This window comes from Marinobacter salicampi (assembly GCF_011074795.1).
GTDB classification, from domain to species: Bacteria; Pseudomonadota; Gammaproteobacteria; order Pseudomonadales; family Oleiphilaceae; genus Marinobacter; species Marinobacter salicampi.
Window position 1 is genome coordinate 402,114 of sequence record NZ_JAAMPF010000018.1, and the last position, 13,131, is coordinate 415,244.

Consider the following 13,131-nt stretch of genomic DNA (forward strand, 5'->3'; position numbering starts at 1 on the left):
ATCAGTTGGGGCTACGTCCACGGGCGGCCGAAAGCTGTTTGCGCATGGCCAGGCGGGATTCCCGGCGTATGCGGGCATCGTTGAAGCGACGCTTCTGCTCCGCAGACTCGGGCTCTACCGCGGGCACGTCCACCGGTTTGTCGTCGCTATCCAGGGCGACAAAGGTAAAAAAAGCCGAGAGAATGTGGCGAACCTCCCCGGTGTAGCTGTTTTCAGCAATCACCTTGCAGCCGATTTCCATGGATGAGCCCCAGCTTCGGTTTAGCGACAGGCTGAAAAGCAGGGTATCGTTGCCTTTGGCCGGGGCCCGGAAGTGGATCGAGTCCACTGCCGCGGTCACGCACACATGGCCGGAATGGCGCTCGGCAACCACCAGGGCCAGCCGGTCGCACTTTGCCATGATCATGCCACCGAAAACCGTGTTGTGGGCGTTCATGTCGTTTGGAAAAACTTTGTAAACGTGGTTCTCTATGGCGGATGCTGAAACGGGTTTTGCCTTTTTCCGGGTCATGAGCCTTGGGTCGCCTTGCTGGATGTTCACGTATCAGAGCGGGTAGTCCTTTGGTGGAACCGCAGTTCAAGCCTACTACATCGTCCCCGCCAACTGCATGGGGTAATGACTCGGAGGAACGGGTTTGACTTTTGAACAGGGTCTTGTCTTCGCGATACTGATTGCCACTCTTGCCATGTTCGTATGGAATCGCCTGCGCTTTGATGTGGTAGCCATGCTGGCACTACTGGTGGTGGCTTTGACGGGGCTGGTACCGTCGGAGCAGGTGTTCGCCGGTTTTGGCCATCCGGCAGTCATCACCGTGGCCGCCGTGCTGGTGGTCAGCCAGGGGCTCGTCAATGCCGGCGTGGTGGACACAATAGCGCGGTTTCTCGGCAAGGTGGGAACCCATCCGGTGGTCCAGGTGGTGACGCTGTCAGCCATCGTGGCGCTCTGCTCAGGGTTCATGAACAATGTCGGCGCCCTCGCGTTACTGATGCCCGTGGCGGTCTGGATGTCACGCAAGGGCGGCCATTCGCCGTCACTGCTGATGATGCCGCTTGCATTCGGTTCGTTGCTGGGCGGTACCATGACCCTGATCGGTACCCCGCCCAACATCATTATCTCCGCTTACCGGAAGGACACCGGCGCAGACGCCTTTGGCCTGCTGGACTTCATGCCGGTAGGCGCTGTCCTTGCGGTGGTGGGTATTGTGTTTATCGCCCTGATCGGTTGGCGTCTGACCCCCCGACGCAAAGAGGCAAACGATGACAAGGAGCTTTTCCAGATCGGTGACTACATCACCGAGGTACGGGTGACGGAAGAGTCCGAGGCGGTAGGGAAAACGCTTCATAACCTTATGGCAAAGGTCGAGGAAGATGCTGACGTCGCGGTGATGGGGCTTATCCGCGACGAAGATCGGGAGCTTGCGCCTTCTACCTTCGAAGTGTTGAGAAGTGGTGACATCCTGCTTGTCCAGGCCGACACCGAAAGCCTCCAGTATCTACTGGATGTGGGCAAGCTTGACCTCGTAGGCAGCCAGGAAGAGGCTGAATCAGAGGCCATGGCAAAAACGGATGCCCGCTCATCAGTCGACAAGGAGAGCGAACAGGACGGAAAAAAAGAAAAAGCAGACAGTAAGAAAGACAAGGCCTCGAGCAGGGGCGAAATAAACCTGATGGAAGTGATCATCAGTACCGATTCAGACCTGATCGGGAAAAGCGCCAACCGCCTCAGTCTCAGGGAACGCTACGGCCTCAATATTATTGCCGTGGCCCGCCAGGGCAAACGTCTCAACAAACGTGTCGGCAATATCCGTTTTACCGCCGGGGATATTCTGCTGGTGCAGGGCCGTGAGGACAATCTCGAGGAAACCCTGTCAAACCTGGGTTGTCTGCCGCTGGCGGAGCGGGGCCTGAGGATTGGTAACCCGCGCCGGACACTGCTTGCCACCGGTATTTTTGCCGTCGCCATCGTTGTTTTGATGGCCGGTGTTGCCCAGGCGGCAACGGCACTGGTGGCGGCTGCGGTTGTCATGGTTTTGGTGGGGCTATTGAATGCCACCGAGGCTTACCGGAGCATTGACTGGTCAGTCATTGTACTGCTCGCGGCCATGATACCGGTGGGCGAAGCCCTGGAAACCTCAGGCGGAGCCCGCCTCATTGCGGATCAGATGCTGCTCATGGGCGATACGCTCTCACCGGCGGCGCTTCTGGTCATGGTCATGGTGGCGACCATGTTGCTGTCCAATGTGGTCAATAACGCGGCTGCCGCCATTATAGTCGCGCCCATTGCCATCAGCCTTGCCGGCCAGTTGCCCATTACCGTTGATGCCATGCTGATGGCGGTGGCTGTGGGCGCCTCCTGTGCCTTCCTGACCCCAATCGGGCATCAGTCAAACGCCCTGGTGATGGAACCGGGTGGCTATCAGTTCGGTGACTACTGGCGCCTGGGCCTGCCACTGTCCGTTCTGGTGGTCGCAACATCAGTGCCGATGATATTGCTGGTGTGGGGCTGATGAGGGGTTGTTAGCAGTCTGCGCCCAATTGTGGGCACGCAGATCATCTACCCGGGGGCTCCGGAGCGTACTACTGTTCAGACCTGTCCACGGACAGCAAAGATTCACCCAAGCCTGATGGCCCGGAAGTTCGATGTGAGGTTGAGCGACATGATAACGGAAGAGAAGTCCAGGGAGGGTCTGGTCGAGGCCCTGGAGCAGACCCGGAGGCGCACGCTGGCATTGGTTGAAACCCTGGATGATCAGCAGCTAGACGTACCCTATCATCCGGGCGTCAACCCGCCTCTATGGGAGACCGGGCATTCGGCGTTTTTCTATGAAGTGTTTGTTCTGAGCCAGGATGGTGGGCCCAACTACGACCCTTCAATGGATGATCTCTGGGACTCTTTCCATATTGAGCACCGGGATCGCTGGCGTCGCGACCTGTTTCCCGGCCGGGCCGCCACCCTGAGCTATTTCAATACCATCTATGATCGGGTAGCAAAGCGGATCCGCAGCAAGCCCCTCTCAGGCGAGGACCACTACCTCTACCGCTACGCCATCTATCATCAGAATATGCATATAGAGTCCCTGATCTGGTGTCGCCAGACGGTGGGCTTCCCGCCGCCCCCCTCCTATGAAGCAGGGGCTCCTGATGCCATATTCCGTGCTGAAACAAATGAACTTAAAGCCGATGCCCTCATTCCGGCCGGGCGGTATGTAATGGGCATGCCGGGCTCCAGTCCAGATTTCGCCACAATGGATTTTGGCTTTGATAATGAAAAGCCGCGGTTCGAGGTGGAACTTCCGGCGTTTGCCATCTCCCGTACCCTGGTTTCCAACGGCGAGTTCCGGGAGTTTGTGGATGCTGGAGGCTATCAGGCACCGGAGTTCTGGTCGTTCGGCGGCCGAAAATGGCTGGAAAAGCCCTACAACCGTACTCTGGTGACTGGCGCTACCGAGGATGCCATGACTCTGCCGACGCACCCGATCTACTGGCAATACCGCGACGCAGAATGGCAGGAGAAGCACTTCGATCGCTGGCATCCGCTCGACCCCTCTGCACCGGTTACCCACGTAACCTACTGGGAGGCTGAAGCTTTCTGCCAGTGGGCCGGGCGGCGGCTACCGTCGGAAGCCGAATGGGAGGCCGCAGCCCTGGACAACCGTCCGGGCCAGCCGTTCAACCGTTTCCCCTGGGGCAATGGGCAACCCCGGCCTGATCAGGCGGACATGGACGGGCGCTGGATGGCCCGGCAGCCGGTCGGGCACTACGCCAACGGCGTCGGCCGCCATGGCTGCCGGCAGATGATCGGCTCCGTCTGGGAGTGGACCACAGACCAGTTCCTGCCTTACGACGGCTTCAAGGTCGATGTGTACCCTTTCATGTCGACGCTGCAGTTCGGTGACCACAAGGTCACCAAGGGCGGCAGCTGTGCGACGTCGTCGATGCTTATTCGCGGCACCTATCGCCAGGCCTATCTGCCGGAACGTAACGACACCTATACCGGTTTCCGGACCTGTGCACGCTAAGGACATGCTGTTATGAATCTTTATGAAACTGATGAATTGCTGGGCCAGTACATGGACTTCCATTTTGGCGAGAGCCATTTCGGGGTGGGTAATTACCCCGCCCGCTGTGCCCGCCTGTGCCAGGACCTGATGGCCGGAATCAGCAAGGGCCGGGCACTGGATCTTGGTTGCGCCGTGGGTCGCAGTACGTTTGAGCTGGCACGGGTATTCGATCATGTGACCGGGCTTGATCTCTCCAACCGGTTTATCGACAGCGCGAACGAGATGAAGCGCGATGGCCAGAAGCGCTACTTCCTGCGGGAGCAGGGGGATCTGGGGCGTCATGTTACTGCGACATTGGTGGAGGTCGACCTGCAGAGCGTCGCAGGAAAGGTGGAGTTCGCCGTGGCCGATGCCTGCAATCTGCCCACAGACTACTGTGACTATGATCTGATTTTTGCCGGCAATCTTATTGACCGGCTGGAGGATCCGCGGGCTTTTCTCGCATCGCTCCACAAGCGCCTGGTACCAGGCGGAGTGGTAGTGATCAGTTCTCCCTACACCCTTATGGAAGAGTATACCCCCAGGCCCAACTGGATCGGTGGTTTCGAGCAAAACGGAGTGCCGATAACGGTACTCGACGGCATGCGGGACATACTCGGCCAGCATTTTGAAATGATGCAGGACCCGGTTGAGCTTCCCTTCGTGATCCGGGAAACCCGTCGCAAATATCAGCATACCCTGGCGGAAGCCAGCGCCTGGCGCCGGATACGCTAGCGGACTCCATCCCCGAATTCGGAGGTGTGACTGGCCAGGGCGACCCCTGTCTCGTTCATCGTCAGGTAAGCCTCGTCGGCCCCTGCCGCCTTGATCCTGGCCGCTTCGTCAGCGTACATGGTGTGTGCCACGACGTAGCCGGTGAACCCTTTGTCCCTGAGCTTCCGGGCGGCGATAAGTTTGCCTTCGATGTCGTTCATGGCAAGGATCACCGCCTTCAGTTCCGGCATGTACAAGCCCTGCCAGAAGGTGGTGTCCTCAGCATCCGCAAACAGAACGTTGCGGCCTGCTTGCCGGTGCTTGTCTATTTTCGCCGGGTCCGAGTCCAGGCCGATCAGCTCGGACTCGGTCTTGTTGAGCTGATCATAGGCGGCAGTGCCTGTGCGGCCCATGCCCATCACCAGAACCCGGGTCTGCCCCAGGGAGACAGGTTGTTCATCCGGGTGTCGTCGCTGGCTTTCAAAGGGAACCAGAGCCCTGGACAAACTTTCATACAGAGGATGAGCGATGCGATTGATAGGGGCGGAAAACACGAAAGACAGGGCGACAGTGATCGCCAGGGGAATGAGCCATTCAGGCAGGGCTACGCTGGCTACGATCAGGCCAAATTCGCTGTAGTTGGTCAGAGACAGGCTGCTCAGGAAGCTGCTCCGTGCCCTTAGTCTGAACAGCAACAGCAGGAAGAAAAACAGCACGCCTTTGAGAGGCAACGCCACCGAGGCGACCAGCGCGAACAACAATGCATTGCCATCCGGTAGCCCACCCATGCCAATCTGCAGGAAAAAACCCACCAGGAAGACTTCCTTGATGGCCCAGAGGGATTTTGACAGTTCCTCCGCCCGGGGATGATTGGCCAGCATGGCACCAAACACCAGCGCACCGAGTTCGGAACTCAGCCCTACCGACTCAAAACCGAAGCCACCAAGCACGAGAGCCAGCAGAAGGCCAAGCAGTACCAGCAATTCGTCGTGGCCGGTGGCGTCCAGCAGACGATACAGCATGGGCCTGAGCAGGGGCAGTCCGAAGATAATCAGGGCGTAGGCGGACGGGTTCTTGCCTGAGGCTATGCTCATGACCAGCAGTGCAATCAGATCCTGCATAACCAGGATGCCGATGGCAACCCGACCGTGAAAGGCTCTTAGTTCGCGCTTGCTCTCCAGCACCTTCGCAGCCAGCACCGTGCTGGAAAACGACAGGGCAATGGCCAGCATCAGCGCCGTCGACCAGCCCACGTCGGCAAGCAGGTAGATGCCGGGTGTGAAAACCAGGCAGGTAATGCCGAAGTGCAGAAGGCTTCCACCGATGACTTCGGGTCGCAGGATTGACTTCAGCTTGAGCTTGAGCCCTACGGTAAAAAGCAGTAACAGGACACCGACGTGGGCGAGATGGTTGAGCGCTTCGCCGTTCTCTACCGGTAGCGCGGTATAGGCTCCCAGGCCACTCAGAATGAAACCGGCGGCCAGATAGCCAACAAGGGGCGGCAATCCGACCAGCTTGACCCCAAGTCCGAGGGAGAAAGCGAAAATGATCCAGATAGCTTCATACATCTAGAGGTCGGCTCCGGTTCGACAGGCCATGGTCAAAACCCCCGGTTCCGGCCCATGGGCTCTGGGGGCTCCTGGCCGGTTCGGGTAAAGGTGGCGGTCTGGGTAGGCTGGCCCACATCCGGATGGAGCGGTCCGATGCCGCCGAACATGACGCTGTAACCATTGCGCTGGGCTACCCCCCGCGCCCAGCGCTGGAATTTCTCCCGGGTCCACTCAAACTTGTGGTCCTCTTCCCGGAACTCACCGGGCTCAAGATCAAACAGGGGGTTATATTCCTGATTGGGCGTGGTCATCAGCAGGACGGCAGGCCTGAGTTCACCGAATACGGCAAGCTCTACACTGGAAAGCTGGTTCGGGTAGACATGTTCTATGGTTTCGACCATCGCAGCGGCATCAAACCCGGTGAGATGACTGTGCCTGTCGGCATAGGAGCCCCGCATCAGTTTAAGTCTTGGGCTATCCCCACTGAGGTATTCGGCCAGCATATTTCTGGCCTGGGCAAGGGATTCTCCCGAGGTTTCAACGCCCACCACCGAAGCAAACTGGGGTTCCCTGAGCAGGCGGTAGAGCAGGGAACCTGAGCCGCAGCCAAGATCGAGGACCCGGTGGGCACCGGTGGCCTTGAGCAGGGCGCAGACCCGGTCCAGGCGTTCTTCGTGCAGCGAGGTCATTTGCGTCATCAGGGAAGGCATGGTGCGCTCACTGGTTAATAGAGACATATAGGCTGCAGCATAGCAGTGACGGGCCGGCCCCGTCAGAATTTACCATGTCGACCGGCACCGGAAACAAACCGGCTGGCGCCTTCGATGGCGTCCTCAAACACAACGGGATAGCCGCCTTTACCCTCCGCTTTCAAGGCCTCATTCAGGTCGAGCGACCACTGGCTTATGGCTGAGGCCCGGTCCGCCCTGAGGCAACGTTGGGGAAACTCGGCAATTTCGGCCGCCAGCTGCTCGGCTGCGCCACGGGCCTCGCCATCGGCCACCACACGATTGGCCAGACCCATCTGCCTGGCCTCCTCGGCAGCTACCGGCCGGCCCGTCAGGATCATGTCCATGGCGTGGCTGTGACCAATAAGTCGGGGCAGACGGATGGTGCCGCCATCAATGAGGGGCACGCCCCAGCGGCGACAGAAAATCCCGAACACAGCAGATGATTCAACGACCCGCAGGTCGCACATGATCGCCAATTCTAGCCCGCCGGCAACGGCGTAGCCGGACACTGCGGCAATCACCGGCTTGCTGAAGCTCATACGGGAGGGTCCCATGGGGCCGGCCCCGGTGCCTTCGGGGTCCAGCTCATTGCGCCGGTCCGGGTCCCCGAGTGCTGACAGATCGGCACCGCCACAGAAGTTGCCGCCGGCACCATACAGAACGGCAACCAGGAGGCTGGTGTCGGCTTCAAAAGCCTCAAATGCCTGGCGCAGGGCTATGGCGGTGGGCCGGTCCACCGCATTGCGCTTTTCGGGCCGGTTCAGGATGATGGTACATACGGCCCCGTTGATCTCGGTAAGCACGGCGTCTGTCACAGGATCTTCCTCGGTCATGTACAGCCTGGCCTGGTCAGTGCGCAGCCTGGGTCTGATTTCGTTGTTCGGCAATAAATTCACGGACCAGGTTGGCAGAGCGCTCAGGCACCTCGATCATCGGAGCATGGCCAACATCTTCCAGCAGTTCCAGCCTGGCGTCGGGGATGCGTTCAACAAATATCGCCCCGTTGCGGGCATCGGTGATCCGGTCCTTTTCACCCCATACCACCAGCACCGGCGCTTCGATACGCTCCAGGGCATCGCGGAAACCCGGCTGGTAGCCGGAATCACGGATAGCGGCAAAAATCCGTTCGTTGACCTGACGATTGGCGATGGCCCGTTCCTCCATGACGCTGTAGATGGGCCAGGGCACAAACGGCTTCTTCTCAAGGGCGAAGTCCACCAGACGCTCAAAGTCCCCCGGCTTCTCGACGATCAGCGGGTTTTCGCCCTGCTTGACGAGCGCCACCAGTTCACTGTCAAACTCGAACACGCCGGCCGGATCAAACAGCACTGCAGTGAGGATGTCCTCAGGGTAGGTGTAGGCGTACTGAGCGGTTATTGCGCCGCCCATGGAGTTACCCATCATGTGGACCGGACCAAGCTCCAGTTCGGTCATGATGGTTTTTGCGTAAGTGACCTGGTCGCTGATGGAATAGCCGAGATCCAGGTCCTTGGTGCTGTCACCGTGGCCCGGCAGATCAAGGGCGTAAATATTGAATTCATCGGAAAGATGCCCGGCCATGCGCAGCCAGTTGTCCTTGTTGGCTCCGAAGCCGTGGATAAGCACGATGGTCTCACCGTCCACCGGCTCCACATTCTTCAGGTAGGCAATCGTTATACCGTCCAGTTCAAGCCTGGACTCTTCAAGCCCCGCACCCGAGCGTTCCCAACTGATGGCCTTGTCATAGAGAGTCTGGCGGGAGCAGGCACCAAGCAGTGTCGTGACGACCAGCAGCACGATCACTGGCAGGACGGGTTTCGATATCATTTTGAGCCACTCTTTGCGAAAGGGAATCAAAGGTCCTTTTTGGGAAGCCGTTACCCTACCCCAAAAAAAGACCCGGTCAAGGACCGGGTCGAGGGTTTCCTGAGTTAACTCACCGGATGGTGACCGGTGTCAACTGCGGGCTTCAGAAGTCGACGCTGATGCCCAGGTAGGCCGTCCGTGGGAGGTTCGGGCGGGCGCCATGGGGGCTTCGGGAAACAATTTCCTGGTCATCGAGAACATTGTCCACCTTGGCATAAACCCGGGTGGATGTGTTGAGGGCGTAGCTGCCGGACAGATCAACCACCGTGTAGTCGTCGGTTTTGCGGAACGTGTTGTCAGTGCCTTCGCGATCACAGGTGGTGTCGATGCAGGTTTCGTCAACGTAGGAAACATTCACGTAGGCATCCCAGAGGTCGCCGTCACGCAAGCCGGCTCGCACAGACGCGACATTTTCCGGCAGGTCCGACAGATTGTCGCCCTTTAGTGCGCTTCCATCGTCGCTGTCTTCGGTGACCTCGGCGTCAGTGTAGGTCCAGGTGGCCTGCACTGGCGCGGTCAGGCCATTGGCAAGCGTGAATTCGTAGGAAGCCAGTAGCTCAAGGCCCTGGATCTCCGACTCACCTTCACTGACCGTGCCGGAGTCAAAGGTCTGGTCGCCGACGCTGCAGGGATTGGCGATGGAGCAGTTGCGCACGGTGTTTTCGTAGTCGCTGTAGAACGCGATGGCTTCGGCACGCAGGTCACCACTCTGGTAACGGGCGCCAGCCTCGAAGTTGGTGCTCAGTTCCGGCTCGACGTTCGTGCCGCCGCTACCGGCCGGCGCCATGCCCCTGTGTACGCCACCAATCAGGGTAAGGGTTGGGCTCAGGCGGTAGGTGGCGCCAAGACCCGGTAGCAGTTCGCTGGTGTCGTTGCTGGCGGTCTCGGTTTCACTGGCGGAGGTGCGTTCTGTCGTGCTCCAGCGGGTCTGGCTGGTTTCAATGTCCTCGTAACGCAGCAGGGCTGTGACGGTCAGGTTCTGGTTAATAGCAATCCGGTCTGCAATAAAGAGGTTAAGAGCCTCGGCCTCGTCAATGCGGTTGTCACCGCCGGTAGGTGCGATCTGCTCAACAAAGGTGAAGGACGGCCGGCCATTGTTGACCACCTGCTGGTAGCGGTCCTTGGGCTGGAAACGGTCCGCTTCATCTTCATGCAGTCGGGCGCCCAGGGTGAGGTCGTGACGCATGCCAGCCAGGGTGAGGCTGTAGTCGGCCTTGACTTCAATGCCCTGTGAGAGATATTCCCGGGCCCCGTTGGTCAGTGTAAACGGACCTACCGGCTCAGTTCCCTGCAGCTGGTCGTAGGCCGTCTGGTCGCCATTGTTGGCCGCGTTGATCAGGCTGTTGAAGTTGCCCTTGAACCAGTTGCGCTTGAATTCATTGCGATAGAGCGTGGTGGTCAGTGTCAGATCGTCGGTCAGGTCCACAAGATGCCGGGCTGAGTAGCCCTTGTGGCGGTTGTCCATGTTGTCGAGCTGGGATAGGAAATAACGCTGGTTCGGGTCGCGCCGGAAGTCACGGTCGGTAAGGCCAAGGTAGGTTTCATTGCTCAACTCTTCGCTGTACTGCAGCTTCAGGTCAAGCTGGTGGTAGATGTCTGCCGAGGCAGCAGTGTTAAAGCGGGCCTTGGCGACGTAGTCCTCTTTCTCAAACCCGGTTTCACGATTGGAGTGCTGCAGATCCTTGAAGCCGTTGGTCTCCTCCTGGAAGGTTTCGATCACGAACGCGGCGGTATCGGTGCTGTTGCCATACCAGCTGTGAATACGTTTGCCGGCGTTTTCGGAAATCTCGGCGTTGACATGACCGGCTTCAGAGCTGGGGATCGGGGTCGACCGCAAGTTGATTGCTCCGCCCACCGTAAACGGGCCATAGCGCAGCAGATCCGGTCCTTTCAGCACTTCAATGCCGCTCATTCGACCGAAGGTGGGCGAGTAGTAGGCTGCAGGCGCAGAATAGGGCGCAGGCGCGACCAGAACACTATCCTCCATCAGGGTGATTTTGGACGAGCGGCCGGAACCGGAACCGCGAATGCCAATGTTCGGCCGCAGACCATAGCCATCCTCTTCCTTCAGGTAGACGCCAGGAACCTCCCGGACGGCCTTGTGGATGTCGGTATACTTCATGGTTTCCAGGTCTTCACTGGTAACCACATGGGCGGAACCGGGCAGGGCGGAAGCGGATGCGTCATCACCTATGATGACCAGTTCGTTCAGGTTTTGGGCCTGAGCGGCGACTGCAGCCGGGGCGGCCATAATCGCAAGGGTCAGCAGGTTTCTGGAAAATCGCCTGGGCATAATGCTCTCCTGTTAAAGCGGGTTTGAATGAGGCTGGCAACTATACAAATGATAATCATTACTAACAAGTAAAGATTATCGTATAGATTAAGTTTTTGATCGTAACTGATTCCTGGGCAGCCACAGGGCGCGATGGGTTGGATTCGGGAGGGCATGGATGGGGACCACGGATAGGCCGTTGTTTGTGAAAACGCTTAAAACGCTTACTCTGTTGATGGTGCAACAATAAAAACAATCATGAGGTCGTCATGAAGCCCAGATTAAGTCTGGTCGGTCGGTATTCATTCATCTCCCTGACCCTGATGATTGGCTCCATTGCGGTGCTCAGCGCGCTCTATACTGCAGTGTCGGATTCGGTCAACGAGCGTCTTGCAGGGGAGCGTCTTGAGGCGCAGGTTGCCGGTAATGCCAACCGGCTGACCAATTTCATCGAAAACCGCATCTACCAGCTGGAAACCCTGTCCACCCATCCCTCGATGCCTCTGTATCTCCAGTATCCGGAGGCGGTTCCCGAGGGCGTAAAGGAGCTGGTGCGGGTTGAGGCGGACTCTCCGGATCTCTACGGCATCCTGTTTTTCAACGGCGCGAATGAACTGACCGAGGTGATCCCGGGGCAGGCAGCCTCCGGAAGCCCGTACTGGGATCGCAACGATTGGTCTCTGGAGGGGTTGCCGGTCGCTCACTTTGGCGGCAGCGAGATCATCGGACCGCGCCTACCTGAAACTGGCGGGCCTGCGTGGCTGCTGATACGCCAACCGTTGCAGGCCGGGACAGACCGGGCAGTGCAGGGTGGCATAGCTTTGCATGTAAGGCTGGCGTCGGTGACTGAGCTGATGCGGACAGAGAACCTGGCCGGAGTGCTACGTTCGTTCTTGCGGACCCCCGCCGGCGAGCTTCTGGATGCAACGGGTAATCTCCAGGCGCGAGAGCCGGAGGGGCTGCGCGCCGGCCCCGAGGTATTGCCCGGGTGGCGTATCGACTATGTGGTTTCTACCGGTGAGATCCTTAGCCCGTTGCGCAATGCCCAGCTGGGGCTCTACGCCCTGGCCGGCGTTCTGACTCTCGGCACGGTTACCCTGTTCTGGGCGCTCGCCCGAAGCCTGCGCCGGCGGGTGGCCCGGTTGACCCGGGGAGCGGAGGCCTTTGCTTCCGGGGATCTGCATGTTCGCCTGCAGACACCCAGAAACGACAAGGATGAAATTGACGTTCTGGCCCATGCCTTCAACGCCATGGCAGACCGTCTCCAGGAAATGATCGAACGTACTGTCCAGGCAGAGAAAATGGCCGTGCTGGGGGAATTTGCGACGGGTGTGGCCCACGAGGTACGTAACCCGCTGGCGACCATAAAACTGACGGTTCAGGCATTGGAAAAACGGGAGCCGGACACTGAGCGCAGAGAGCTGCTGGTGTCAGTGGGCGACGAAATCGACCGTCTCAACCGTGTGGTCGGGGATCTTCTTGACTATGGCCGTCCGGTTCCGGGCGAGCCCCAGCAGGTCGATATCCGCAGGATACTCCGTCACGCGTCTGTGCTGACCTCCGGGCTCGCCGATAGCCACCAGGTAACCGTCAGCGCCACAGGGGAATCCAGTCTGACGGTGCACGCCAATCCCGACCAGGTCATCCAGTGTCTTGTCAATCTCGTCGCCAATGCGGTCCACGCCTGTCAGCCGGGTGGCATGGTGCACCTGAGAGCCTACCGCAACGGTGACTTCCTGACGGTTGAGATTACCGATAACGGCTGCGGTATGTCAGAGCAGACACTCAGTCGGGTGACAGAACCCTTCTTTACAACCCGGTCTGATGGCACCGGGCTTGGCTTGAGTATTACCCGCCAGCTGGTGGAACTTAATGGCGGAAAGCTGGACATCCGCAGCCTGCCAGGCAAGGGAACCACCGTATTTGTCACCTTGCCCGCCGGCAAGAGTGGTAGTCTGAATACAGACCAATAAAAAGAG

General features: G+C 59.0%; 10 protein-coding genes. 4 read left to right on the plus strand and 6 right to left on the minus strand.

What is annotated here, in order from left to right:
* Position 1 precedes the first annotated feature (1 nt).
* The gene (locus G7W63_RS10885; RefSeq protein WP_166257379.1) at positions 2–511 is read right to left on the minus strand and encodes an acyl-CoA thioesterase; all 510 of its coding nucleotides are present in this window, start codon (positions 509–511) and stop codon (positions 2–4) included.
* Between the two features lie 124 nt (positions 512–635).
* Here G7W63_RS10885 and G7W63_RS10890 point away from each other — a divergent pair, with 124 nt between their 5' ends.
* The 3 genes from G7W63_RS10890 to G7W63_RS10900 all read left to right on the plus strand — a co-directional run bounded on the left by G7W63_RS10890 (position 636) and on the right by G7W63_RS10900 (position 4,775).
* Positions 636–2,507: an SLC13 family permease gene (locus G7W63_RS10890; protein ID WP_166257382.1), complete on the plus strand. Its 1,872-nt coding sequence runs from the start codon at positions 636–638 to the stop codon at positions 2,505–2,507.
* Positions 2,508–2,657: 150 nt separating this feature from the next.
* Positions 2,658–4,019: a selenoneine synthase SenA gene (gene senA / locus G7W63_RS10895; RefSeq protein WP_166257384.1), complete on the plus strand. Its 1,362-nt coding sequence runs from the start codon at positions 2,658–2,660 to the stop codon at positions 4,017–4,019.
* A gap of 12 nt (positions 4,020–4,031) precedes the next feature.
* Complete coding sequence (locus tag G7W63_RS10900) at positions 4,032–4,775, plus strand: putative 4-mercaptohistidine N1-methyltransferase (protein ID WP_166257387.1); 744 nt, start codon at positions 4,032–4,034, stop codon at positions 4,773–4,775.
* On the opposite strand, the gene G7W63_RS10905 is transcribed toward G7W63_RS10900, so the two are convergent.
* The 5 genes from G7W63_RS10905 to G7W63_RS10925 all read right to left on the minus strand — a co-directional run bounded on the left by G7W63_RS10905 (position 4,772) and on the right by G7W63_RS10925 (position 11,173).
* A complete protein-coding gene (locus G7W63_RS10905) occupies positions 4,772–6,322 on the minus strand; it encodes a cation:proton antiporter family protein (RefSeq protein WP_166257390.1) in 1,551 nt (516 codons plus the stop codon). The two genes, G7W63_RS10900 and G7W63_RS10905, sit on opposite strands and share 4 nt — an antisense overlap.
* A gap of 32 nt (positions 6,323–6,354) precedes the next feature.
* Complete coding sequence (locus tag G7W63_RS10910) at positions 6,355–7,041, minus strand: methyltransferase domain-containing protein (protein WP_242634389.1); 687 nt, start codon at positions 7,039–7,041, stop codon at positions 6,355–6,357.
* Between the two features lie 35 nt (positions 7,042–7,076).
* On the minus strand, positions 7,077–7,868 hold the full coding sequence (locus tag G7W63_RS10915; protein WP_166257393.1) for a crotonase/enoyl-CoA hydratase family protein: 792 nt from the start codon (positions 7,866–7,868) through the stop codon (positions 7,077–7,079).
* Between the two features lie 16 nt (positions 7,869–7,884).
* Positions 7,885–8,841, minus strand: a complete 957-nt coding sequence (locus G7W63_RS10920) for an alpha/beta fold hydrolase (RefSeq protein ID WP_166257396.1) — start codon at positions 8,839–8,841, stop codon at positions 7,885–7,887.
* Between the two features lie 142 nt (positions 8,842–8,983).
* Positions 8,984–11,173, minus strand: a complete 2,190-nt coding sequence (locus G7W63_RS10925) for a TonB-dependent receptor family protein (protein WP_166257399.1) — start codon at positions 11,171–11,173, stop codon at positions 8,984–8,986.
* 248 nt (positions 11,174–11,421) lie between these two features.
* Here G7W63_RS10925 and G7W63_RS10930 point away from each other — a divergent pair, with 248 nt between their 5' ends.
* On the plus strand, positions 11,422–13,125 hold the full coding sequence (locus G7W63_RS10930; protein ID WP_166257402.1) for a sensor histidine kinase: 1,704 nt from the start codon (positions 11,422–11,424) through the stop codon (positions 13,123–13,125).
* Positions 13,126–13,131 lie beyond the last annotated feature (6 nt).

Excerpts from the sequence above, each read along its gene's own strand:
- G7W63_RS10920 (WP_166257396.1), bottom strand. The coding sequence starts at position 8,841 with ATGATATCGAAACCCGTCCTGCCAGTGATCGTGCTGCTGGTCGTCACG.
- G7W63_RS10915 (WP_166257393.1), bottom strand. The coding sequence starts at position 7,868 with ATGACCGAGGAAGATCCTGTGACAGACGCCGTGCTTACCGAGATCAAC.
- G7W63_RS10900 (WP_166257387.1), top strand. The coding sequence starts at position 4,032 with ATGAATCTTTATGAAACTGATGAATTGCTGGGCCAGTACATGGACTTC.
- G7W63_RS10910 (WP_242634389.1), bottom strand. The coding sequence starts at position 7,041 with ATGTCTCTATTAACCAGTGAGCGCACCATGCCTTCCCTGATGACGCAA.
- G7W63_RS10905 (WP_166257390.1), bottom strand. The coding sequence starts at position 6,322 with ATGTATGAAGCTATCTGGATCATTTTCGCTTTCTCCCTCGGACTTGGG.
- G7W63_RS10885 (WP_166257379.1), bottom strand. The coding sequence starts at position 511 with ATGACCCGGAAAAAGGCAAAACCCGTTTCAGCATCCGCCATAGAGAAC.
- G7W63_RS10930 (WP_166257402.1), top strand. The coding sequence starts at position 11,422 with ATGAAGCCCAGATTAAGTCTGGTCGGTCGGTATTCATTCATCTCCCTG.
- G7W63_RS10925 (WP_166257399.1), bottom strand. The coding sequence starts at position 11,173 with ATGCCCAGGCGATTTTCCAGAAACCTGCTGACCCTTGCGATTATGGCC.
- senA (WP_166257384.1), top strand. The coding sequence starts at position 2,658 with ATGATAACGGAAGAGAAGTCCAGGGAGGGTCTGGTCGAGGCCCTGGAG.